Annotated in this window: 20 protein-coding genes; 8 read left to right on the top strand and 12 right to left on the bottom strand. The window is 64.4% G+C overall.

Annotation, left to right across the window (positions count from 1 at the left end; all coding sequences use genetic code 11):
* Positions 1-852, bottom strand: a complete 852-nt coding sequence (locus ABIA96_RS33005) for an enoyl-CoA hydratase (protein ID WP_354141093.1) — start codon at positions 850-852, stop codon at positions 1-3.
* A gap of 172 nt (positions 853-1,024) precedes the next feature.
* Here ABIA96_RS33005 and ABIA96_RS33000 point away from each other — a divergent pair, with 172 nt between their 5' ends.
* The 3 genes from ABIA96_RS33000 to ABIA96_RS32990 all read left to right on the top strand — a co-directional run bounded on the left by ABIA96_RS33000 (position 1,025) and on the right by ABIA96_RS32990 (position 3,153).
* A complete protein-coding gene (locus tag ABIA96_RS33000; RefSeq protein ID WP_354141092.1) occupies positions 1,025-1,633 on the top strand; it encodes a LemA family protein in 609 nt (202 codons plus the stop codon).
* Positions 1,634-1,765: 132 nt separating this feature from the next.
* A complete protein-coding gene (locus tag ABIA96_RS32995) occupies positions 1,766-2,653 on the top strand; it encodes a TPM domain-containing protein (RefSeq protein WP_354141091.1) in 888 nt (295 codons plus the stop codon).
* 2 nt (positions 2,654-2,655) lie between these two features.
* Entirely contained in the window at positions 2,656-3,153 is a 498-nt protein-coding gene (locus ABIA96_RS32990; RefSeq protein WP_354141090.1) for a TPM domain-containing protein, read from the top strand.
* A 46-nt stretch (positions 3,154-3,199) separates the two neighbouring features.
* Here the strand turns inward: ABIA96_RS32990 and ABIA96_RS32985 are convergent, their stop codons facing one another.
* Both ABIA96_RS32985 and ABIA96_RS32980 read right to left on the bottom strand, forming a co-directional pair.
* Entirely contained in the window at positions 3,200-4,012 is an 813-nt protein-coding gene (locus ABIA96_RS32985; protein ID WP_354141089.1) for an MBL fold metallo-hydrolase, read from the bottom strand.
* On the bottom strand, positions 4,009-4,380 hold the full coding sequence (locus tag ABIA96_RS32980) for a Crp/Fnr family transcriptional regulator (protein WP_354141088.1): 372 nt from the start codon (positions 4,378-4,380) through the stop codon (positions 4,009-4,011). The genes ABIA96_RS32985 and ABIA96_RS32980 overlap by 4 nt, the downstream gene beginning before the upstream one ends.
* A 281-nt stretch (positions 4,381-4,661) precedes the next feature.
* On the opposite strand from ABIA96_RS32980, the gene ABIA96_RS32975 reads away from it, so the two are divergent.
* The 3 genes from ABIA96_RS32975 (at position 4,662) to ABIA96_RS32965 (ending at position 7,461) form a co-directional block, all read left to right on the top strand.
* Entirely contained in the window at positions 4,662-5,624 is a 963-nt protein-coding gene (locus ABIA96_RS32975) for a hypothetical protein (protein WP_354141137.1), read from the top strand.
* A gap of 95 nt (positions 5,625-5,719) precedes the next feature.
* Positions 5,720-7,279, top strand: coding sequence for a hypothetical protein (locus ABIA96_RS32970; RefSeq protein ID WP_354141087.1), 1,560 nt, complete (start codon positions 5,720-5,722; stop codon positions 7,277-7,279).
* A gap of 17 nt (positions 7,280-7,296) precedes the next feature.
* On the top strand, positions 7,297-7,461 hold the full coding sequence (locus tag ABIA96_RS32965) for a hypothetical protein (RefSeq protein ID WP_354141086.1): 165 nt from the start codon (positions 7,297-7,299) through the stop codon (positions 7,459-7,461).
* A 9-nt stretch (positions 7,462-7,470) separates the two neighbouring features.
* On the opposite strand, the gene ABIA96_RS32960 is transcribed toward ABIA96_RS32965, so the two are convergent.
* From ABIA96_RS32960 to putA, 3 genes are all read right to left on the bottom strand, one after another.
* Positions 7,471-8,118 carry a glutathione S-transferase family protein gene (locus ABIA96_RS32960; protein ID WP_354141085.1) on the bottom strand — a complete coding sequence of 216 codons (648 nt, stop codon included), beginning with the start codon at positions 8,116-8,118 and terminating at the stop codon, positions 7,471-7,473.
* A 155-nt stretch (positions 8,119-8,273) separates the two neighbouring features.
* Entirely contained in the window at positions 8,274-9,479 is a 1,206-nt protein-coding gene (locus tag ABIA96_RS32955) for a CaiB/BaiF CoA transferase family protein (RefSeq protein ID WP_354141084.1), read from the bottom strand.
* 123 nt (positions 9,480-9,602) lie between these two features.
* The gene (gene putA / locus ABIA96_RS32950; protein WP_354141083.1) at positions 9,603-12,602 is read right to left on the bottom strand and encodes a bifunctional proline dehydrogenase/L-glutamate gamma-semialdehyde dehydrogenase PutA; all 3,000 of its coding nucleotides are present in this window, start codon (positions 12,600-12,602) and stop codon (positions 9,603-9,605) included.
* 113 nt (positions 12,603-12,715) lie between these two features.
* On the opposite strand from putA, the gene ABIA96_RS32945 reads away from it, so the two are divergent.
* The gene (locus ABIA96_RS32945) at positions 12,716-13,177 is read left to right on the top strand and encodes an Lrp/AsnC ligand binding domain-containing protein (protein ID WP_097657706.1); all 462 of its coding nucleotides are present in this window, start codon (positions 12,716-12,718) and stop codon (positions 13,175-13,177) included.
* 170 nt (positions 13,178-13,347) lie between these two features.
* On the opposite strand, the gene ABIA96_RS32940 is transcribed toward ABIA96_RS32945, so the two are convergent.
* The 4 genes from ABIA96_RS32940 to ABIA96_RS32925 form a co-directional block, all read right to left on the bottom strand.
* On the bottom strand, positions 13,348-13,548 hold the full coding sequence (locus tag ABIA96_RS32940; protein ID WP_247503692.1) for a cold-shock protein: 201 nt from the start codon (positions 13,546-13,548) through the stop codon (positions 13,348-13,350).
* Positions 13,549-13,745: 197 nt separating this feature from the next.
* Positions 13,746-14,054, bottom strand: a complete 309-nt coding sequence (sorB, locus tag ABIA96_RS32935; RefSeq protein WP_354141082.1) for a SorB family sulfite dehydrogenase c-type cytochrome subunit — start codon at positions 14,052-14,054, stop codon at positions 13,746-13,748.
* A gap of 11 nt (positions 14,055-14,065) precedes the next feature.
* Positions 14,066-15,265: a SorA family sulfite dehydrogenase catalytic subunit gene (gene sorA / locus ABIA96_RS32930; RefSeq protein WP_354141081.1), complete on the bottom strand. Its 1,200-nt coding sequence runs from the start codon at positions 15,263-15,265 to the stop codon at positions 14,066-14,068.
* Positions 15,266-15,554: 289 nt separating this feature from the next.
* Positions 15,555-17,291 (bottom strand): adenylate/guanylate cyclase domain-containing protein, encoded by a 1,737-nt coding sequence (locus ABIA96_RS32925; RefSeq protein WP_354141080.1) that lies wholly within the window; start codon positions 17,289-17,291, stop codon positions 15,555-15,557.
* 391 nt (positions 17,292-17,682) lie between these two features.
* Here ABIA96_RS32925 and ABIA96_RS32920 point away from each other — a divergent pair, with 391 nt between their 5' ends.
* Complete coding sequence (locus tag ABIA96_RS32920) at positions 17,683-19,212, top strand: glycosyltransferase family 39 protein (RefSeq protein ID WP_354141136.1); 1,530 nt, start codon at positions 17,683-17,685, stop codon at positions 19,210-19,212.
* Here the strand turns inward: ABIA96_RS32920 and ABIA96_RS32915 are convergent.
* Positions 19,209-20,243 (bottom strand): YcjF family protein, encoded by a 1,035-nt coding sequence (locus tag ABIA96_RS32915; RefSeq protein WP_354141079.1) that lies wholly within the window; start codon positions 20,241-20,243, stop codon positions 19,209-19,211. The genes ABIA96_RS32920 and ABIA96_RS32915 overlap by 4 nt on opposite strands.
* The gene (locus ABIA96_RS32910; RefSeq protein ID WP_354141078.1) at positions 20,240-21,709 is read right to left on the bottom strand and encodes a YcjX family GTP-binding protein; all 1,470 of its coding nucleotides are present in this window, start codon (positions 21,707-21,709) and stop codon (positions 20,240-20,242) included. Before ABIA96_RS32910 ends, ABIA96_RS32915 begins: the two co-directional genes overlap by 4 nt.
* Positions 21,710-21,856: the final 147 nt, after the last annotated feature.

Raw genomic sequence — 21,856 nt, 5'->3', positions numbered from 1 at the left:
CTACTCCGCGGCCGCCGGCTTGCGCACGGAGGGATGCAGTCCGGATGGATCGACGACCATGCCGAACTCCTGAAGGTTGTGGGCGTGACAGAGCTGATGCAGGGCAAAGGCCTGGTCGATCGCGGCGGGCTGGCCCATCACGTCGACGGAGCGGTTCACCGCCTCCTTGGTCAGCTTCAGTGCAAAGGACGGCTTTGCCGCGATCCGGCGCGCCAGCTCCAGCACCCGCGCGGACAATTCCGCGCGCGGCACGACCTGGTTCACCATGCCGAGTTGGTGCGCCTCCTCGGCGCTCCAGCTGTCGGCGGTGAACAGAAATTCCTTGGCCTTGCGCGGGCCGAGCTCCCAGGGATGCACGAACCATTCGACGCCGCAGACGCCCATGGTGACGACGGGATCGCAGAACTGCGCGTCGTCGCTGGCAACGATGAGGTCGCAGGCCCAGGCCAGCATCAATCCGCCGGCAATGCACTTGCCGTGCACCTCTGCAATCATAGGCTTGGCGAGGTTACGCCAGCGCCGTGTGATCTGGAGATAAATTTCCTGCTCGCGCGCGAAGCGGCCGTGCGCGTTCGCTTCGGCAAAGCCGCCCCAATTTCCGATCGGCGGAAAATCGACGCCTGCGGCATTCTTACCCCCGGGGCGCAGATCGTGGCCAGACGAGAAATGCGGCCCATTGCCGGCGAGGATAATCACCTTGACTGCATCGTCCTGGACCGCCGCATCGAAGGCGGCGTTGAGGTCGTAGGTCATTTGCAGGTTCTGTGCATTGCGTGCGTCGGCCCGGTTCATCACAATCCGGGCGATCGCTGGCTCCGGCCTCTCCACGAGGATGGTCTCGAACGAGGACATGGCGCGCTCCCCTTGTGTTTTTCGTCTTGTTTGCTTCGAGTTGACTATGTCGCCCGGTGCTAGGCAAGAGGCTTGCGTCAGCCGGCTGCTTTTCGCGCCGTCAGCGCGGGACAGCTGGCGTCCTGCGGGCCCAATCTGGTAGTTTGCGCCCGATTCCATCGGGAGAAATGTGATGCGCAAGATCCTGACCGTGCTGGCAGCGCTGGCTTCGCTCAGCCTCACCAATTGCGGCTACAACGCGATCCAGAGCGAGGACGAGCAGATTAAGGGCAACTGGTCCGAGGTGGTGAACCAATATCAGCGCCGCGCCGACCTCGTGCCCAATTTGGTCAATTCGGTGAAGGGCTTTGCGCAACAGGAAAAGGACGTGTTGCTCGGCGTCACCAATGCTCGTGCCAAGGTTGGCAGTATCCAGGCGACGCCGGAAGTGCTGAACGATCCTTCCGCCTTCCAGAAATTCCAGGCCGCTCAGGGCGAACTCTCCGGCGCGCTGTCGCGGCTTCTCGTGGTTACGGAGAACTATCCCCAGCTGAAGTCGGACGCGCTGTTCAAGGATTTGATGTCGCAGCTTGAAGGCACCGAGAACCGCATCACGGTCGCGCGCAACCGCTACATCAAATCGGTGCAGGAGTATAACGTCACCGTCCGATCGTTCCCGAACAATCTCACCGCGATGATGTTCGGCTACAAGGAGAAGCCGAACTTCTCGGTCGAGAATGAGAAGGAGATATCGACCGCGCCGAAGGTCGATTTCAATCCCGCGCCTGCGCCGTCGAAGTAAGCGCGTTCGCCCCCGATGCGCGCCCCACCCACCGCCGTCATTCCCCGCGAAAGCGGGGAATCCAGTACGCCGCGGCTTCTCCGTATATCGCTGGCGTCTCTGGAATACTGGATCGCCCGGTCAAGCCGGGCGATGACACTGAGGGTGTGGTGTGCGGCCAACGTTGCAGCGCTCCTCCTGGCTTTCGCCTCTCCTGCCTCAGCTGATGTGGCGGTGCCGCAGCTCACCGGCCGTGTGGTCGACCGGACCGGTACGCTGTCGAGCGGCGACGTCGCCGCGCTGTCGCAAAAGCTCAGCGATTTCGAGACGCGCAAGGGCAGCCAGATCGCCGTGCTGATCGTGCCGACGACGGACCCGGAGACGATCGAGCAGTTCTCCATCCGCGTCGCCGGGGCCTGGAAGATCGGCCGCAAGAAGGTTGACGACGGCGCGATCCTCGTCGTTGCCAAGAACGACCGGCATCTGCGCATCGAGGTCGGCTACGGCCTCGAGGGCGCGCTGACCGACGTCACCTCGCGGCGGATCATCGACGAAGTCATCACGCCGAAATTCAGGGACGGTGATTTCGCCGGCGGCATCTCGGCCGGTGTCGAGCGGATGATGCGCGTCGTCGATGGCGAGCCGTTGCCGGTTCCCTCACGCAGCGTGAATTTAGCCAATCTCGACGAGATCGGGCCGCTCGCGCCGGTCGTCCTGTTTGCCTCGCTCATCGTCGGTGGCTTCCTGCGCGCGCTGCTCGGGCGATTGCTGGGCTCGGTCGCGACCGGCAGCGTGATCGGCCTCCTGGCCTTGCTCATCATCGGATCCGGCGCGTTAGCCTTACTCGCTGGGATCATCGGCTTCGTGCTGTCCTTCATCGCCGATCTGTTTCCGGCATCGACGGGTTCATCGCGAGGCGGCTCGTGGTCGAGCGGCTCCTCGTCCGGTGGCTGGAGCAGCGGATCATCGTCCAGTGACAGCGGCGGCTTCAGCGGAGGCGGCGGCAGCTTTGGTGGCGGCGGCGCCTCGGGGAGCTGGTAGTCATGAGCATTGGGCGTATCGTCAGACATCTCTTCCAGCATCACTGGCGCGCGAAGCGGGTGTTCCCGCAAGCGGTGCTTGAGCGCGTCGAGCGGGCAATCAGGCAGAGCGAAGCAACGCATTCCGGCCAGATCCGCTTCGTCGTCGAAGGCGCGCTCGACGGCCGTCCGCTGTTCCGCAACCAGCATGCCCGCGAACGTGCGCTCGACGTGTTCTCGCATCTGCGCATCTGGGACACTGCGCACAACAACGGCGTTCTGATCTATCTCCTGCTCGCCGACCGCAACGTCGAGATCATCGCCGACCGCGGCATCGATGCGAAGGTCGGCGCTGCCGGCTGGGAGACGATCTGCCGCGCGATGGAATCGGAGTTCGGCTCCGGCCAGTTCGAACGCGGTGTGATCGATGGGATCTCGGCAGTGTCGCGAGAGCTGGCAAAGCATTTCCCGCCGGACGGGACGCATCCGAATGAGCTGCCGGATAGGCCGGTGGTGATGTGAGGGCCGCTCTCTCCGCCGTCATTGCGAGCGCGCTCGCAATGACGAATTAATCGTCCAGCTTGTTCAGATCCCGCACTGACTGCATGATCGGCTCGAAGTTTGAGCGCGCATCCAGCGCGTCGAACAATTGCGCGGTATCCTCCAGCAGACTGTGCGACCGCGCGATGGCAATGCGTACGTCGTCCTGCGGCGTGTCCGACAGCCTTCCGTGCCCCGACAGCAGGATCTTCGTGTTCAGCCCCTTGATGCGTTCCAGAGACTGGATGTAGTCGGAAATGCTGCCCGAGCCGAACACGCCGCCCATCACGCCGCCGGGCATCACGGTGTCGGCGGCGAACAGCAGGCCCTTGTCCTGGTCAAACAGCGTGATGCAGGCCGAGGTATGGCCCGGCGTGTACATCACGTTGAGGCGGAAATTGCCGAGGTCGATCAGATTGCCTTCCTCGAGCCAGATGTCGATATTGATCGGTACGTTCGGCTCGTTGAACATTTTACGCAGCATCGAGAAATCGTCGCGCAGCATGATCTTGTTGGCGGCGAGCCGATGGGCAGCGACATAGGTGCGGCGCTCGTTGAAGTGCCAGGCCGCGCCGATATGGTCGAGATGCTCATGGCTCAGCACCACCATGTCGATCTTCTCCGGCGGGCATCCGACGAAGCTCAGACATTCCACCATCGCCGGATAGTTCGAGGACAGGCCGACATCGATCAGGATGGTGCGCGCCGAGCCGCGCACCAGGTAGGCGTTGGCAGCGCGGTTGGAGAAGCGGATCTGGTAGACATCGTCCGCCGCCTGGATCAACGAGCAGATGTCGTTCTTCATCAGGATCGGGAATGCGCTCGGCTTGCGCTCGCTCATGATTGCGCTCCCCGGTAGGTGACCGCGTTGGAGGCGCGCAGGCGTTTCGACAGTGCGTCCATCACCATCAGCGCGAACGCCGGCTGCTGGCTGACGAGATAGACGAAGCGGGCGTGGTTGATCCGCATCACCTTCGTGTTCGGCGCCGATGCGATCGCCGTGGCCGAACGGGCCGAGCCGTCGATCACGGCCATCTCGCCGAAGAACTCGCCCTTGCCGAGCTTGATGATGCTGGTCTTGTTCGCGCCGTCGAGTTTGGCGATCTCGACCTCGCCGTCGAGTACGACGAATAGCTCGCGGCCGGTCGAGCCTTCCTCGAAGATGACGTCATCCACACCAAACGCGTTGATGCATTTCTCGATCGTCATGGCACCCTCAAACGCCTTCTGGCCGACGGGACCGCCCATGTTAACCGCGGAACAGTGACGGGCAAACAACCCCTTCGGCTAAACCCGGCGGTCTGCCGCAGGGCAGCATCGGCTGACAATTTGTTGCACGCCGCCACGCCGGTTCCACTTTCCCGACCCAATTCGGCCTCGGACGAGTTCCTAAAATTTCGGTAAGCGGGTCCCGAGGTAAGGAATTCGCAAGCAATGAAAGTTACCAAAAAGTCAACCTAGACTGGAGTATTTGAGCCGTGAGCGAAGCAATGCCCGAACTGGCCGGCCAGGCTACTGGTGCCACTGACGCCGCCGCAACCGCGCCGCAGGCCGTCGAGGCTGCCGCCGGCATCGAGGCCCCCTCGATCGCCCCAGATCATGAGACGCCGCCCAAACCGGATGCTCCGAAGGTCGAGCCGCCAAAGATCGAGGCATCAAGAATCGAGGTGCCCAGGATCGATGCTGCACTGCAGGCCGAGCCCAAGCCGGAGCCCAAGCCCGGCAAGCTGATCGTGATGGCGCCCTCCGAGCGGTCCTGGGACCATGAGGAGTTCGCCCCGCATGTGAAGGCGGACGAGGTGCGTGATACCGGCGGCAAGCGCCGCCTATCGGCGATGGCTGCGGTGGTGGCCATCGCGGCTGGTGTCGGAGCCATCAGCGGCGCGCTCGCGACCGCCGGCATGATGCATTTCGCCAGCCCGGCGCCGGCGCAAGTCGCCGATACCAGCGCGCTGGATGCGTCCGTCTCCCGGATCGATGCCGACATCGTCGCGCTCAAGGCCAATGTCGAGCACAGCTCGAAGACTGGCGTCAGCCAGTTCAATCGGGCCAACGACCGTCTCGACAAGCTTGAGAAGGCGCAGGCCGAACCGATGGCCAAGCTCGCAAAGCTGTCCGAGACCGTCGACAAGCTCCGCACGCCGCCGGCCGCGGCCGCGCAGGCCGCAGCGGCAGTGCCCGCGAAGGAGACCACCGGCTCGATCGCGCCGGCTCCGACCCAAGTTGCGACCGCCGCTGCCGCGCCCAAAACGGAGTTCGGCCGCCTGCCGACGATTGACGGCTGGCGGCTCCGCGATGTCGCCAATGGCGGCGCGCTGATCGAGGGCCGGGATGGCCTGTACGAGGTCTATGCCGGCGATCCCATCCCCGGAATCGGCCGCGTCGATGCGATCCGCCGCCAGGACGGCCGCTGGGTGGTGGTCACCAGCAAAGGCATGATCGTCGCGCGTTGAGCGCTCGATATCCGACTTGCCACAAGAGGCGCTTCACCACGATGTGAAGCGCCTTTTTGCTTGAATAGGCGGACTTGCGCGGTGTTAGTGAAGGCATGAGCCGCGTGTTGCGAATTCTCGTTGCTGTCGTCGTGTTGTTCGGCGGTGGCAGGTCGTTAGCTGCGGAGAATGCGCAGCTAACGCGCGGCACGGCGATAATCGATCCCGACCTCCTGCGCAAGCTCGACCAGAGCGGTGCTCTGTCGATCTCGCGCCTGTTGCAGCCCGAGCGGAACGCGGACGTTCCGCGGACCAGCGATCAGCTGTTCGCGTCGCTGCCGCAACTCAAGGAGATTCCGCCGGCGATCGATGCGGAGTTCGATCGCTATATCGCGCAGCACAAGCAGGCTTCCCCGAGCGAGACCATCGGCGTCGGCGACAGTTTCGACGTCCAGCTGTTCGATCGAGCCGTCATGAAAGCCGCCAACACGCGCTTCGTGCTGGCCGGCATCGTCAACCGCATGGACCGCGCCTACGTGTCGGAAGAGTCCTGCGGCGAGATCCGGCTTATCTATCGCCTGACGCGGTTCGAGACCAGGCCGGATGGCAGCAACAATGTGACGCGCCTGCCGATGACGTTCAATCTGGTGATGAAGGCGAGGGATGCGCGCCAGACCGATCAGAACGGGAAGCCCGTCACCTGCGCGGAGGTCGCGCGGCGCTGGCTCGGCAATGGCGATTGGCAAGGATTGATCGGCAGCCGCACCGTTCCCTACGATGCGATGATGGATCGCATCGAGACCAATATTCAGATCTCGATCGCACCGAAATCGACGCTGCACGATTTCCGCTCCGACTATCTGCTCAAGGTGTTCAAATACGACGCGGCCACCAGGACGTTCGAGGAATCGACGCTGGAGAACCAGATCGACCGCGATCGTATCCTTGCCGATGACGCGCTCCGGCGCGACTTCAAGGCCTGGCTGCTTGCGCCCGCGAATCTTCGCGACTTCGATCGCGGCACCGTGCTGATCCCGGAGGAATTTCTCGCCAAGGCCGCGATTGCACCGACGCCGGCCGGCTTCGATGCGTCGGACCTGCAGCCTGAGTTCGGAATGATGCAAGGGGAAGGCAAAGGCGAGGGCAAAGGTGGAGACAAGAGCGATCCCGTCTTCACTGATAACGATGTCGTCGGCGCGCTGGAGCAGGCTGCGACACGCGGCATCACCATGGAGAATATCCGCTCGGTCGCGGGCTTCCAGCGCCGCCTCAACGATGTCACCTGCTCGGGCTGCCACCAGACCCGCGGCATCGGCGGCTTCCATTTCCCGGGCGTCGACTGGCTCGCGGACAAGGCCTCGAATTCCATTATCGTGCCGGCCTCGCCGCATTTCTTCGGGGACCAGCTCCGCCGCCGCGACATCCTGACCGCGTTCGCCGCCGGCAAACGCCCTGATTTCTCACGCGGATTTGCCAGCCGGCCGCAAACCCGCGGCGCCAAAGAGCTCGCCGGCACCGAATATCAGGACGGTTGGGGCGCGCATTGTTCTTTGCAAAATGCGGGATCGGGAACGCCGGATAGGAGTTTTACGTCATGGACCTGTGCTAAAGGTCTCACCTGTCAGGCCGCCGCGGCCTCGAGCCGCATTGGCATGTGCTTCATCAAGACGCGCTAAACCGATTTGGATGACCCATGACGGACTCCAGCGATGCCAACAAGGAGCGCAATCGCGAGATCGCGCGGAATGAAGAGGCCAAACAGGTCACCGGCAGCATCCGCGTCAGCACCTGGGCGGTCGCGGTCGTCGTCATCATCGGCGGCATCCTGTTCACGCTCGGCTGGCTGGCGCTGAAATAGCGGAACGCCTCACTTCGCGTAATTCGTCATTCGCTTGCCGGGCAAGAGCTCATACGCCGGCTTCCAGCCGGGCAGCGCGGCGATGCGGCCGAGCCAGGCGTGGATGGTGGGATGGCTCGTCGCGAAATCAAAGCCGTGCTCGTCGCTCGGATAGTGCAGATAGGCCATCATCGAGATATCCGCGACGGTCGGCTTGCTGCCAATGGCAAAGGCATTGTGCTGGAGATGTCCGTCGAGAATGCCGAGGAAGTCCTCCAGCCGGCGGCGAAAGTGCTTCAGCACCTGCGGATCGTTTGTCTCGGTGAAGGCCCGCATGAAGCGGTAGGTCGCCATGTAGCCGGTGAGCTTGTGGTTGTCCCAGAACAGCCAGCGCAGCAGTTCGAATTTTTCCGCTTCCGTCTCGGCACCAAAGCGCCCGTATTGATCCGCCAGCTTGAGCAGGAGAGGCGCAGTCTGCGTCATCTTCACGCCGTCCACCTCGAGCACGGGAATCTCGCCCATCTCATTCACGGCCTTGCGCCATTCCGCCGTGCGCGTGGTGCCGCCGCCGAAATCGGTCCAGACTGGCTCGAATTCTTCGCCGCAAAGTGTGAGCATCAGCGCCAGCTTGTAACTGTTGCCGGATTCGGGGAAGTAGTGCAGGCGATAGCTGGGCATGGGACCTCACACGGCGAATGTGGTCGTGAGGTTATACCGGGATAGCACGGCATCGTCATTGCGAGCGAAGCGAAGCAATCCAGCAATGCATCCGCGGTGGGATTCTGGATTGCTTCGCTGCGCTCGCAATGACGGCGTATGCGGCGCGAGCAGGCCTACCCCACAGCCCCCTTCGACCGCAGCTGCTTGATCGCGGCCTCGTCGTATCCCGCGCCACGCAAAATCTCGTCACTGTGCTCGCCGACGCCCGGCGGCTTGCGCGGTTGCACCTTCTTGGTGCCGTCGATCCAGATCGGGCTGGAGATGGTGAGCATGGTGTCGTTCTCGAACGGCACCAGCACCTCGTTGTCGAGCATCTGCTTGTCGTTCGGAATGTCGTCCAAAATGCCGACGATACCGAACACAAGGCCGTTTCCGTCGAGGACCTTGCGCCATTCGGCGAGATCCCTGGTGGCAAAGGTCTCGTCAAAGATCTTGATCAGCTCGATCGAGCGGGCGTGGCGGTCGGGCTTGGTGGCGAAGCGCGGATCGGCGATCAGATCCTCGCGCCCGAGGCATTTGGCGAGCGTCGGCCATTGCCGCTCCTCGTTGAGCAGCGACAGGATCAGCCAGCGGCCGTCCTTGCATTGATAGTGATTGGCCACTGCGTTGAGCGCGCGCTCGCGCGGCCGCCGTTCGCCGAATTTGGCGCCGCAGAGCTTTGCCTGCGCCAGCACGCTCGCCGCCCACACGCCATTGGCCATCAGGTTGGAGGCGACATGCGAGCCCTTGCCGGTCTTCTCGCGCTGATACAGCGCAGTGACGATCGCGCTGTACAGCGCCATCGCGCAGGGATGGTCGCCCATGCCGGCGACCGAGCGGGCCGGCGTCGTGTCGATGTCGGCGCGGACGAGATCCATCAGGCCGGAGCGCGCCCAATAAGCGTTGCTGTCGAAGCCGGGCTTGTTGGCTTCCTCGCCCTTCTCGCCATAGCCGGTGAAGGAGGCGTAGATCAGCCGGTCGTTGAGATGGGCGAGATGGTCATGGGTAATGCCGAGCTTGGCCCGCACCGGCGGCGGCATGTTGGTGATGAAGACGTCGGCCTCTTCGACCAGCTTGTAGAGCACGGCCTGCGCCTCCGGCTTGGAGAGGTCGAGCGCAAGGCTCTTCTTGTTGCGAGCCTCGAGCAGCCAGGCGAAATTGTGCTCGCCGGTGGGATAGCCCGGCAGGTTGGGCAGATTGCGGTAGGGGTCGCCGGCGCCGGGCGGCTCGATCTTGATGACATCGGCGCCGAAATCGGACAGCACGGTCGCCGCCGCGGGCGCCGCGATGAAGCTCGCGCAGTCCAGAACCTTGAGACCTGCAAAAATGCCCTTTTCCATCGCGGCGTTGCTCCTCGCTCTTGTTGTTTCCCGCGCGCTGGAATTGGCGCAGGCTACGTCATGGCAGCATTAGACCGATGTTTTGCCGGGATGCAACGGCGCCGGGCGCAGGGCTCGCTGCGCTTATTCTTCCCCTGCGAGCAGGGCGGCGTTGCCCCCGGCGGCGGCCGTGTTGATCGTCACGGTCTGCTCGGTGGCGAAACGCGCGAGATAGTGCGGGCCGCCGGCCTTGGGGCCGGTTCCGGACAGGCCGTTGCCGCCGAACGGCTGCACGCCGACCACGGCGCCGATCATGTTGCGGTTGACGTAGATGTTGCCGACCTGGACGCGGTCGATGATGGCCTCGACCGTGTCGTCGATGCGGGAGTGGATTCCGAGCGTCAGCCCGTAGCCGGTGCGCTCGATCGCTTGCAGCACGCGCTCGAGAGTCTCGGCGCGGTAGCGCACCACATGCAGGATCGGGCCGAATACTTCCTCGGTGAGCTGGCCGGCATCCTTGAGTTCGAAGATGTGCGGCGCGACGAAGCAGCCCTCCGGCGCGATGCCGGCAAAGTGCAGCCTCGCCTCGCTCTTCATCCGCGCGATGTGCGCATCGAGCCGCTGCTTGGCCTCGGCGTCGATCACCGGTCCGATATGGGTCGCGACCTCGAAGGGGTCACCGATCCGCAGTTCGCGCGCTGCGCCCGCAATCATCTCGATCATGCGGTCAGCGACGTCCTCCTGCACGAACAACAACCGCAGCGCCGAACAGCGCTGGCCTGCGGAGCGGAACGCGGAGATGACGACGTCGTCGGCGACCTGCTCGGGGAGCGCGGTCGCATCCGCGATCATGGCATTGATGCCGCCAGTCTCCGCGATCAGCGGCACGATCGGTCCGTCCTTGGCGGCGAGCGTCCGGTTGATGTGACGCGCGACCTCGGTCGAGCCGGTGAAGACGACACCGGCGATATCGGCGTGCGCGGTCAGCACGGCGCCTATGCGCCCGTCTCCGGTGACGAGATGCAGTGCGCTCGTGGGAATGCCGGCCTCGTGCAGCAGGGCGACCGCCGCGAGCGCGATGCATGGTGTCTGCTCGGCGGGCTTTGCGACGACGCTGTTGCCGGCCATCAGCGCCGCGGTGACCTGGCCCAGGAAGATCGCCAGCGGAAAGTTCCACGGCGAGATCGCGACAAACACGCCGCGACCGCGCATGGCGAGCGCGTTGCTCTCGCCGGTCGGGCCCGGCATTGCGACCTCGCTGCCGAACAGCTTTCGGCCCTGCGCGGCATAATAGCGGCAGAAATCGGCGGCCTCGCGCAGCTCGGAGAGGCCGTCGTCGAGGGTCTTGCCGCCTTCGCGCTGAAGTAACGCGATGAAGTGCGCGCTGCGGCTCTCCAGGAGATGCGCGGCCTGCTCCAGTGCCACCGCGCGTGTCGCTGCCGGCGTCCGGCTCCAGGTCACGAAGCCCGCGCGCGCCGCGGCAATCGCCGCATTCGCCTGCTCGGGCGTTGCGTCAGTCACCGCCTTGAGGTCTGGCGTCGCCGCCTTGACGTCGGCGAGCAGACGGTCGAGCGCCGCGCGCTCCCCGAACTCGATACCGCGTGAATTATGCCGCTGCGGTGCGAACAGATCACCCGGCAGCGGAATCTTGGCATGATGCGCGTGATCCGGCCGGACGATGAGATCGGCCGGACGCTTCAGGAGCGCCGGGACCGGGACGCGGTAGTCCGACGCCTGCGCCACGAAGGACGAGTTGGCGCCGTTCTCGAGGAGACGCCGTACCAGATAGGCGAGCAAATCGCGATGGCTGCCGACCGGGGCGTAGGTGCGGTAGGCGATGTCGGGGTGATCCTTGGCGAGTTGCTCGTAGAGCGCCTCGCCCATGCCGTGCAGGCGCTGGAATTCGAAGCCGCCGCTGTCACCGGCCAATTCCAGCACGGTTGCGACGGTGAGCGCGTTGTGGGTTGCAAACTGCGGGAAGATGCGCGGCCGCAGACTCAAAAGCTTTGACGCGCAGGCGACGTAGTTCATATCCGTCATCGCCTTGCGGGTGAACACCGGATAGCCGTCGAGACCGCGCTCCTGCGCACGCTTGATTTCGGTGTCCCAATAGGCGCCCTTGACCAGCCGCACCATCAGCTTGCGGTCATGCCTGCGGGCAAGCTCGTGGGTGTAGTCGATCACCGCGCTGGCGCGCTTCTGATAGGCCTGGATCGCAAGCCCGAAACCGTCCCACCCCCTGAGCGAGGGATCGGCGATCGTTGCCGTGATCACATCGAGCGACAGCTCCAGCCGGTCCGCCTCCTCGGCATCGACGGTGAAGTTGAGATCGTGCGCCTTGGCGCGCCGGGCCAGATCCAGCAGTTGCGGCACCAGTTCGGCCATCACGCGCGCGCGGCTGATCGCCTCGAAGCGCGGATGCAGCGCCGAAAGCTTGACGGAGATGCCGGGCCGGTCGGGCAGGGGATGGTTGCCTGCCGCCTTGCCGATGGTGTCGATCGCGCTGGCATAGGCGTCGAAATAGCGCTGCGCATCTGCCGCCGTGCGGGCGCCTTCGCCGAGCATGTCGAAGGAATAGCGCGGCCTCTCGCCGGAGCGCGGCTTGCCCCGCTCCAGCGCCTGCGCGATGGTTTCACCGAGCACGAAATGATTGCCCATCAGCCGCATCGCCTGGCGTGTAGCGGTGCGCACTGCGGGCGCGCCCAGCCGCTTCACCAGACGGCCGATCGTGCCATCGGGTGTCTCGCCGGGCTGGATCACCCGCGCCGACAGGCCGAGCGCCCAGGCGGAGGCGTTGACCAGGAACGCCGTGGACTTGGTCTCATGATGGATGAAATCGCCCTCGCCGAGCTTGTCCTCGATGAACTGGTCGGCGGTGCGCGCGTCCGGTACGCGCAGCAGCGCTTCCGCCAGCACCATCAGCGCCAGCCCTTCCTTGGTCGAGAGCGCGAACTCCCGCAGCATGTCCTCGACTCCGCCAAACCGGTCATCGCGCTTGCGGATAGCCTCGATCAGCCGGGTCCCGGTGCGGTCGATCCGCGCTTCCTGCGGTGGGGCAAGATGCGCCGCCGACAACAGGCGTGCAGCGATGTCGGCATCATCGGGCGCGTAGGGGGCAGTGAAGAGCGGCGGGATGTTCGGCATGGCGTGTCCTGTGGCTCAAATCACAATAAGGCCCGCACGACCGTAGTTCGATAGACAAGATAGCCATTTTGCCTTAGGAAATGAAGATCGTTGAGGCCTTGGCCAATTAAAATATGGAACTTGATCGGATCGACCGGAAAATCCTCTCGATTCTGCAGGAGGATGGGCGAATTGCCAATGTCGAGCTTGCCGAGCGCATCGGGCTGTCGCCGACCTCGATCGGCGAACGGCTGAAGCGCCTGCAGCGCGAGGGCTTTGTCGAGGGCTATGGTGCGCGGCTCAATCCGCACCGGCTTGGGCTCGGTCTTCTGGTGTTCGTCGAGGTGCTGCTCGACAAGACCACGCCAGACAATTTCGAACGGTTTGCGCGCGCGGTAAAACTCGCGCCCGAAGTGCTCGAGTGTCACATGGTTGCAGGCGGCTTCGACTATCTAGTGAAGGCGCGCCTTGCCGACATGGCCGCGTATCGGCGCTTCCTCGGCGAGACCCTGCTCGCGATGCCGGGCGTGCGCGAGACACGCACCTATGCGGTGATGGAGGAGATCAAGCGCGACGCACCGTTGCCGGTCGGTTGACGAAATGCGGTCGCGATTGTCAATGCTGCGGCGTTGAACAAGCGGTCTTCGCGGGAAAATAGCTCTCCGTGTGCAGTCGCAACGCCTGTCGTCGAATGCACTGGCCGTCTTCTAAAATTTTCTTGGCCCAACTCCCGGACAGATCCGGGAGGCAGCAAAGGCTGACGGGCTTATACTTTGAGATTCTCTGCGGAGCTCTTGCCTCGGTTTGCGATCTCTTCGTATTCCACCGTCTGTCCTTCGTTCAGGGACGAGAGACCGGCTTTCTGCACTGCCGAGATATGCACGAACACATCCTTGCCGCCCGACGCAGGCTGGATAAATCCATAACCCTTCGTCGGGTTGAACCACTTGACCGTACCTTTGGGCATCACGACTTCTCCGCGGGTCTTCCTCCGAGATCTCGAACCGCCAGTCCCCGCCAACCGGCCGGTTCGGTCCTAACAAGATACGCGGAATGTCGCGGGCTTGGTAGATCAAACCACATCGGCATTTCGCGGAAATTCGCTCAACTTCGCGGCGTTTTTACCGGTTTTGCCCGTTTCGCGGTCAATTGGCCCGCGCACTGTCAATAAGTCGCGGCCAGATAGTCCACGATCTTGCCGACGTCGGCATCGTCGATCGGTGCGCCATAGACCTTGATCATCTTGGTCACCTCGGCTTGCCAGAATCCTTTCTTGTCCTTCATCGGCGGCTGCGTGGCGATGTAGTCGGACGAGTGGCAGGCGGCGCAATTGCCCTGAACCACCTCGAGATTGGGCCCGGGTTTGAAGGCTGCTATCTCATCCGGCGTCTTGTAATTGACCGGCGCGGCAAGGGCCGAACCCACCGCGACTCCGGCGGCAAGTGTGATGGCGAGGAGAACGGTGCGCTGCATGATCATTCTCCTCAGGCCACGCTGACGCGGACGGTTTCGACGACGTTGCGCAAATAGCCCGCCGGGTTCCAGCGCGGCGTCTCCGGCTGCGTCTCGCCGGAATTGCTGGTGGCGCGCACCTTCAGCTCGCGCTGGCCCGTGGCAAGCTTCACCGGCAGCTTCCATTCGCGGAACGAGTAATTGCCGAGATCCTTGCCGAGCTTGGCGGCGGTCCAGGTCTTGCCGCCATCGGTGGAGACCGACACGTCCTTGATGCCCTTGCCTCCGTCGAAGGCGATGCCGCGCAGCGTGGTGCGCCCCGCCTTCAGCTTGGCGCCGTCGGGAATGCTGGTGATGAAGGAGCGGATGGTGAAGCGGTTGATCGGGATCGTCGCCTTCGGCGCGGTGCCGGGCGCAATCGAATTGTCCGGCGTGTCCGGAATCCGATAGGCCGACTTCATCCAGAAGCCGTCATAGACAGTGTCGACGACCGTGATCTCGTTGAGATGCTTGACCCAGTAGGTGCCGTAATAGCCGGGCACGACCAGCCGTAGCGGGAAGCCGTTGAGGAACGGTAAATCATCGCCGTTCATGCCGTAGGCCAGCATCACCTCGCCGTCGGTGGCGTGCGTGAGGTCGAGCGCCTTGGCGAAGTCGGGCGTCTTGTCGCTGACCGGGCCGTCCATGCCCGCGAATACCACCTGCTTCGCGCCGGCCTGCACGCCCGCCATCTCGAGCACGGTCTTCAGCGGTACGCCGCGCCAGCGCGCATTGCCCATCGCGCCATTGGCGAGCTGGCCGCCGGCAACGCGCGGCTCCGAGAATCCACGGCTGTTGCCGGAGCACTGGTTGACGGCGACGATCTCGGTCGCCTTCATCTTCCTGATGTCCTTCAGCGACAGCTTGAGCGGCTTGTCGACCTTGCCCTTGACCTCGAGCGTGAACTTGTCGGGGTCGAGATCGTAGGGGAGGCCGGCGAGGTGATAGCGCACGAAGAACGCATTATTCGGTGTGATCGGGCCGTCGTTGAACACCGCGAACGGCGTCTCGAGCTGCGGCGGCCGGCCGGTCTGGCCAATCATCGGCCGCTTCTGCGGATATTTCACCAGCGGCCGCTCGCCATTGCCGAAGGGCAGCGTGACGGTGTCGAGTGCCAGTGCTTGGGTGGAATTCAGTGTGGCCGCCATAGCGGCAAGTCCTGCTCCTTTGAGCAGGTCGCGTCGATCGAACATGTCGTCTCCTCCCGGAGCTTTTCGTTGGCTCGCGGTCATCACCGCGATCCCGTGCCCATCTGTCGCAACGACCGAGGCGAAGTCAATTCGTGCTTTCGCAGCAAGCCCATGCCATTGCGCTGCAGCAAGCCGGTGTTACGCGCGATGACTCTTTCTTCACCTCTCCCGCTTGCGGGAGAGGCCGGGTGAGGGCTTTCTACTCTAGGGGATTGTTCAACTGCGGAGATACCCTCTCCCCGACCCTCTCCCGCAAGCGGGAGAGGGAGCGCACCTTTCGCGCGGCTGCCGCTTACGCCGCGACTCGCTCGCCGCCTGCGATGAGGGCGGACAATGTCCTGGTGTCGGTGATGACGCGCACGACCATTGGCGCGTCGCGGCCGCGGATCGCGACCTCCTGCTTCGGCAGCGTATCGTCGTGAAGGCCGGCGGTGCGTCGGACTTCCTCGGAGACGATCGCCTCGCAGGCGAGCGTCTTGGTCATGTCCTGGAGCCGGGCTGCGACGTTCACGGCGTCGCCGAGTGCGGTGAAGACGATGTGGTCGCGGTAGCCGATGTCGCCGATGATGACCTCGCCGCCGTGGACGCCGATGCCGAAGCGGATCGGCTGGCGCAGATCGTGGCTCAGGAGCTCGTTGAGCTCGTCCACATGGGTCGCAATGCCGGCGACGGCCTTCAGTGCCTGCCGGCAGGCGGTCTGCGGATCGCTGGTGAGGCCGAACAGTGCCAGCATGCCGTCGCCGACGAACTGGTTCGGCTGGCCGCCATTCTCGATCACGGCCTGCGACACCGCGCCGAGAAAGCGGTTGACGATGAAGACGGTGTCGAACGGCAATCGCTTCTCGGCAAGCTGCGTAGAGCCGCGCATGTCCACGAACAGGCTGACGAGATAACGCTCCTGGCCGATCCTCGCCGGCGAGGACGCATGCGCGTTGGCCGACAGCATGTGCGGCATGAACAGCTGGAAGAAGGAGAGGTCGGCGGTCGGCCGCAGCTGGCAGGCGAGGCGGATCGATGGATCGGCGGTACCGACGCGGGCCAGCACGAAGGCCTCGCGCTGCGATGGTTCGGGCAATGTGTCGTGGTCGCCGATGATGCGGATGCGGCAGGTCGAGCAGCGGGCGCGGCCGCCGCAGACGCTGGCATGCGGCACGTTGTTGCGCAGGCTCGCTTCCAGCACCGAGAGACCCTTGGGTACGCGCACCGTTTTGCCGTTGCCGTAGGACAGCGCGATCATGCCGCCGCGCCGCTCGCGCCAGCCGCGCACGCCGCGCGCGAGCAGCACCAGCCCAAGCAGGCCGATGTAACTGAAGGTGAGACCGCCGGTGATACGGTCCAGCGTATCGGCCTCTGCGACTGTGCCGACCTGGCGTTGGGTGAAATTATGCGTGCGCCACTCCCCGTCCTCGCTTTCGGCGGCAACGCTGCGGCCACCCTGGTAGATGCCGAGCAGCGCCAGCGTCGGGATCAGGACCGCGGCCGCCAGCAGATACGGCGCCGCGCGGATGAAGAACGGTTTGAGCCGGAGCCAGAAAAAGATGCCGATGCAGCCGTGCACCCAGGCGACGATGAGCAGGATCGTCATCGTCCAGAGCCGGCCGGGTGCCGCGACGAAGAACAGATAGAGCTCCTGCGGATACAGCTTCTCGTGCCCGTACATCGTCTGGCCGAGCCGTACGCCGATCACATGCGCCATGACCAGCGCGGGGATGCTTAAGCCCAGCACGAGCTGCAACGGCTCGATCGTCCGCCAGCGGAACTGCCGGCGCTGGTACATCGCATAGACGCCGAGCCCCATATGAATGAGGGCGGCGGCGTAGAACACGATCGCGACGGGCAGGAACTGCCAGAACGTCGTGTGATAATAGACCCCGATCTGCATGTCATCGACAGAGATATTGCCGAGCGCATGGTTGAGGAAATGGCTGAGCACGTAAGAGAACAGGATGACGCCGCAGACCAGCCGCACCTGCCGCGCGCTGGTGGAGCGGACGAGTTCGGGCAATCTTGAAAGGGCGGTGGCGGCCATGATTCTGTTGTACCAGTTCACTGAGGAGAACAGCCAGCGGAGAGTTAAATTCCGCTGGCGGACGGCCGGCGGGATCACATAAGCGACAAGGTTACGTAACGGTAAGGATCGTATGGTGGCAAAGCATTCCGCTGTCGTCCCGGACAAGCGCGCCCTAAGCGCGCGCAGATCCGGGACCCATAACCACAGGGAGCCATTTGGCGAAGACTCGGAGTTACCAGTTCGTGTCCACACTCGTCCCTGTGGTTATGGGTCCCGGGTCGAGCTTCGCTTGCCCGGGACGACGGTGCCCACATTGACTCCCCCTCCCAAGTCGGGGAAAAGCGCCGCCGTGACGATCGCTCCCGACATCACCGTGAAGCCCGGCGGCATCGCGCGCCAGCCGCTCGTCATGGCCGCGCTGGTGATCGCCGCAATGACGGTGCTGCGCATCGTCTATGCCTCCGCGATCGAGCTGCGCACCGACGAGGCCTATTACTGGACCTGGTCAAAGGAGGGAGCGCTCAGCTTCCTCGATCATCCGCCCGGCGTCGCCTGGCTGATCCGCTTCGGCACCGCGATCTTCGGCGACACCGTGCTCGGGGTCCGCTTCGGCGGCATCGTCGCAATGCTGGTGACGCAATGTCTGCTCGCCGACATCGTCCGCCGCCTCACCCATGACGTGCGCGCGATCATGGTTGCGGTGCTGATGCCGGAGGCCGCGCTTTATTACGGCCTGCTGATGGCCAAGGTCGCGCCCGACGTCGCCATGATCCCGTTTGCAGTGGCGATGATGTGGTCGCTGGTGCGGCTGGTGCAAAGCGGCGACGGTCGCTGGTGGCTCGCGGCCGGGCTGTTCGCGGGCCTGTCGCTGCTGTCGAAATTCACGGCGATCATGTTCGCGCCCGCGGTCGCCGCCTTTCTGCTGGTGCCGGATTGGCGCTGGCGCTGGCTGCGCAGCCCCTATCCCTGGCTCGCGACGCTGATCGCGATCGCTGTGTTTTCACCGGTCCTGATCTGGAACGCGCAGCATGACTGGGCCTCGTTCCGCTTCCAGGGCGTGCGCGCCACTGCCAATTACGGCATCTCGCTGCGCACCATCGGCGATTATATCGGCCTGCAATTCGGTCTCGTCGGTTTTGTCATGTTGCCTGTGGTGCTCTCAGGCCTCGTGATGACGGCGTGGCGCGGCTATCGCAGGCGCGAGCCGGTGGCGATTCTGCTGTCGACCGCGGTGCTGGTGCCGTTCGTCTATTTCTTCTTCAAGTCGCTGACACTCAGGGTCGGCGATACCTGGCCGATGTTCATGTGGCCGACAGGCTTTGCTGCTGCCGCGGTGAACCTTGCGATGATGCCCAGAGAAGGCTGGTCGGCTCGGACGATCCGGTCGAGCATCTTCTGGGTGAAGACGGCACTGGTGTCGGGAATCGCCTTCGTCGTGATCGTGTTCCTCTATTATGTCGTAGCACCCTGGAATTTCCTCGGCAGAATGGATCCGATCGGCGCCGAGGCCGGCTACGAGCAGGTCGCCGCGCGCGCACAGGCCGCGCTCGACGAGACCGGCGCGACCTGGATTGCGACCACGGATTACCGCACCTATGCCATGATGCGCTGGCTGTTCCGCGGCCGCGTGCCGGTGGTCGAAATCAGCGAGCGCGGTCGTTTCCAGGATTTCCGCGATCCCGGCATGGACCGGATCAAGGGGCACACGGGACTCTATATCGGCCGCCAGCCCGACGATCGTTCGTCCCTTTGGGATTTGATCCCCGCGACGCGCGCGCCATTGGCGCAGGTCGAACGCCGCTGGCGCGGCGTCCTGATCGACACCTACACAATCGACAAGCTTACCGGATGGACCCCGGACCTCTCGCCGCCAAGGGACTCGCCGCTGTTCCAGTGGCGGGTGCTGGCGGGAGAATTTGAAGCGCGTTTGCTCGCCTAGCGCGGCTCCTCGTCCTCTTTCCTCCTCAACAGATCCGTCGCCAGATCCGACAGCTTTGGCGGCGGCAGGGCTGCAAACGGCAGCGGCCTTGTGACGTCGATTGCGGCCAACCCTAGCCGCGCGGTCAGCAGTCCGTTGAGCATGCCTTCACCCAGCCGCTGCGACAGTTTTGCTGCAATCCCATGCCCGAGCATCTGCTGTACCAGGCTGTCGCTTGCGGCGAGGCCGCCGGTGATGGCGAGATGGGCGATGACGTGGCGGAGCAAGCGGATCATGCCGAGCGCGCCGGGCCGGCCGCCGTAGAGCCGGGCGAGCTGCCGGATCAGGCGCAGCGAGGCCACGAACACGAAGAGCACGTCGAACAGCGCGCGCGGCGATACCGCCGTGACGATCGACACTCGCTGCGCCGCCGACGATACCAGCCGCCGTGCTTCCGCGTCCAGCGGCGACATCAGTTCGCGCTCGGCGAGCCGGATCATGTCGGCGCCGTCGATGATCTCGCCTGAATGACTTTCGAGCGTGGCGCGGGCGCGCGCGAGCTGCGGATTCTGATGTGCGATCGCGATCAGCTCCTGCACGACGACGCGACTTTCTTTGCGATTGTCGCTGGCGAGCACCTCGGCGGCACGCCGATGCAGCTTCTCGATCGTTGCAAGGCGTGCCAGCCCAAACGCCTCGCGCCCGATCACCACCGCGAGCGCAAGCGTGGTGACGAAGGCGAGCGCGAGCCCGACGAAGCCGAGGCTCTCGCTGCGCGCAAACAGATCCTCGATCAGACGGACGACGCCGAGCCCGGTGCCGAGCAGCGTCAGGCCGGCGACGCCGGACCAGAACAGTGCGCCCCAGGGAAAGCCGCGTCGCGCCGGGAGTGCCGTTTCAATCGGCACCGGCAGCGTCGCCGGATCAGGCTCCGGTGTGATCTGGATGGTGGCGCGACTGATCCGGCTCGTCTCGTCGGCTTCGGTCACGACGACACCGGGATCGTCGAGCCGGAACGTCGCGGGCCGCCGCGGCTGGGATCGGTCGTTCATGCGAGCTTGTCTCCGATCAGGAACTGCAAGGCACGGTCGAGGCGGATGTGTGGCAACGTGGGCTCGCTGCCGCCCTCGCGTTCTAGCTTCGGCGGGCGGAAGCGCAGGAAGCGGAAATCGCTCTTCTCGGCGGCTTGCGTCGACAATCCGCGGAAAGCATCCGTGCCGTTGAACAGCGGTTCGGGATCCAACGGCAGATCGCCTGGAAAAGTCGCGACCTCCGTGTTGCCGTCAAAGAACTCGCCGCCGGCGCTTTCGCCTGCGGCCGGCGTTCCCAGGATCGAGGGCAATTTGTCGCGGCCACGGCTGACTTGAGCCTCCCGGGTGGCGCGGACAGCAGCGAGTGCCACCACATCGATTTGCGCGCCGGTATTTTCCGCACGCGCGAGCGCGGGGGTCACCGCGCAGCGCAGCACGGCCTCGAGCCGATCGTGGCTGGAATGATGCAGATGATCTGCTTTCGTCGCCGCGAACAGGATGCGGTCGATGCGCGGCCGGAACAGGCTGGAGAGGATCGTGCTGCGGCCGATGTTGAAGCAGTCGAGAATGCCGGCCAGCGCGGCTTCGAGATCGTGCAGCGCTTCGGGTCCGGAGTTGAATGCGGAAAGTGCATCGGCCAGCACGATCTGACGATCGAGCCGGGCAAAGTGATCGCGGAAGAACGGCCGCACCACCACGTCCTTATAGGCCTCGTAGCGCCGCACCATCATCGCCCACAGCGATCCCTCCGGCGCCTGGCCGCCGACGGGCACGTCGAGCGGCGCGAAGGTCAGCGCCGGCGTGTCGGCGAGACTGCCGGGCATCAGGAAGCGACCGGGCGGCAACAGGCTCATGGCGAAGCGCTCGTCGCGGCAGGTGCGCAAATAGCTGGTGAAGAGCTTCGCGGCCGTCCGCGTCGCCTGCTCGTCTTCGCGCGCTTCGGGTTTGAGCGTTGTCAGATGCGCGTGCCAGTCGGCGGCCAGATGCGCGCGCGGCGCTTCGTGCGACAGCGCAAGGCTCTCCGCCGACCATTGCTCAAAACTCTTTTGGAGCAGCGGCAGGTCGAGCAGCCATTCGCCGGGATAGTCGACGATGTCGAGCGTCAGTGTGCGGTCGGCGCCGTTCGGGCGCTGGTAGTGGATGACGAGACGCAGCTCGCTGATGTCGACGGTCGAGCTCGGCCAGCGCCGGTCCTCGATCAGCGCGTGAAGATGGCTTTCATAGGAAAAGCGCGGTACGGCATCGTCCGGCTGCGGCGCCAGATGCGCTCGCGCGATCCGGCCAGAGGCATAGGCCTCGAACACCGGAAACCGGCCGCCGCGCGTCAGCCCGTGGATCAGCGCGGTGATGAAGACGGTCTTGCCGGCCCGCGACAGGCCGGTGACGCCAAGCCGCACCGTCGGGTTGAAGAAGTGCTCGCCATAGTCAATCAGCGCCCGGGCCGACAGGCGCGCCTCCTCGACCATATTCTGGAAACTGAATGCCATATGAACGTGATTGATGAACCTGATTGATCTCGGGCGGGCGGAACAGTGATGCCGTTCACAAAAGTGGCAATTGCGCGGGGAAAATCAAGCTTCATACTTCCACCGCCTTTGTCGGCAAATCAACTGATTGAACGACGCGCCGGTCCC

The organism is Bradyrhizobium sp. LB11.1 (assembly GCF_040549385.1).
Lineage (GTDB): Bacteria > Pseudomonadota > Alphaproteobacteria > Rhizobiales > Xanthobacteraceae > Bradyrhizobium.
Note: the sequence above shows the minus strand (reverse complement) of the source record. Positions and strands in the feature narration are given on the sequence as shown.

Excerpts from the sequence above, each read along its gene's own strand:
- ABIA96_RS32975 (WP_354141137.1), top strand. The coding sequence starts at position 4,662 with ATGCCCGAACTGGCCGGCCAGGCTACTGGTGCCACTGACGCCGCCGCA.
- ABIA96_RS32940 (WP_247503692.1), bottom strand. The coding sequence starts at position 13,548 with ATGCCCAAAGGTACGGTCAAGTGGTTCAACCCGACGAAGGGTTATGGA.
- ABIA96_RS32915 (WP_354141079.1), bottom strand. The coding sequence starts at position 20,243 with ATGAACGACCGATCCCAGCCGCGGCGGCCCGCGACGTTCCGGCTCGAC.
- ABIA96_RS32945 (WP_097657706.1), top strand. The coding sequence starts at position 12,716 with ATGGAACTTGATCGGATCGACCGGAAAATCCTCTCGATTCTGCAGGAG.
- ABIA96_RS33000 (WP_354141092.1), top strand. The coding sequence starts at position 1,025 with ATGCGCAAGATCCTGACCGTGCTGGCAGCGCTGGCTTCGCTCAGCCTC.
- ABIA96_RS32985 (WP_354141089.1), bottom strand. The coding sequence starts at position 4,012 with ATGAGCGAGCGCAAGCCGAGCGCATTCCCGATCCTGATGAAGAACGAC.
- ABIA96_RS33005 (WP_354141093.1), bottom strand. The coding sequence starts at position 852 with ATGTCCTCGTTCGAGACCATCCTCGTGGAGAGGCCGGAGCCAGCGATC.
- ABIA96_RS32960 (WP_354141085.1), bottom strand. The coding sequence starts at position 8,118 with ATGCCCAGCTATCGCCTGCACTACTTCCCCGAATCCGGCAACAGTTAC.
- ABIA96_RS32965 (WP_354141086.1), top strand. The coding sequence starts at position 7,297 with ATGACGGACTCCAGCGATGCCAACAAGGAGCGCAATCGCGAGATCGCG.
- ABIA96_RS32980 (WP_354141088.1), bottom strand. The coding sequence starts at position 4,380 with ATGACGATCGAGAAATGCATCAACGCGTTTGGTGTGGATGACGTCATC.
- putA (WP_354141083.1), bottom strand. The coding sequence starts at position 12,602 with ATGCCGAACATCCCGCCGCTCTTCACTGCCCCCTACGCGCCCGATGAT.
- sorA (WP_354141081.1), bottom strand. The coding sequence starts at position 15,265 with ATGTTCGATCGACGCGACCTGCTCAAAGGAGCAGGACTTGCCGCTATG.
- ABIA96_RS32990 (WP_354141090.1), top strand. The coding sequence starts at position 2,656 with ATGAGCATTGGGCGTATCGTCAGACATCTCTTCCAGCATCACTGGCGC.
- sorB (WP_354141082.1), bottom strand. The coding sequence starts at position 14,054 with ATGCAGCGCACCGTTCTCCTCGCCATCACACTTGCCGCCGGAGTCGCG.
- ABIA96_RS32995 (WP_354141091.1), top strand. The coding sequence starts at position 1,766 with ATGACACTGAGGGTGTGGTGTGCGGCCAACGTTGCAGCGCTCCTCCTG.
- ABIA96_RS32955 (WP_354141084.1), bottom strand. The coding sequence starts at position 9,479 with ATGGAAAAGGGCATTTTTGCAGGTCTCAAGGTTCTGGACTGCGCGAGC.
- ABIA96_RS32925 (WP_354141080.1), bottom strand. The coding sequence starts at position 17,291 with ATGGCCGCCACCGCCCTTTCAAGATTGCCCGAACTCGTCCGCTCCACC.
- ABIA96_RS32920 (WP_354141136.1), top strand. The coding sequence starts at position 17,683 with ATGGCCGCGCTGGTGATCGCCGCAATGACGGTGCTGCGCATCGTCTAT.
- ABIA96_RS32970 (WP_354141087.1), top strand. The coding sequence starts at position 5,720 with ATGAGCCGCGTGTTGCGAATTCTCGTTGCTGTCGTCGTGTTGTTCGGC.
- ABIA96_RS32910 (WP_354141078.1), bottom strand. The coding sequence starts at position 21,709 with ATGGCATTCAGTTTCCAGAATATGGTCGAGGAGGCGCGCCTGTCGGCC.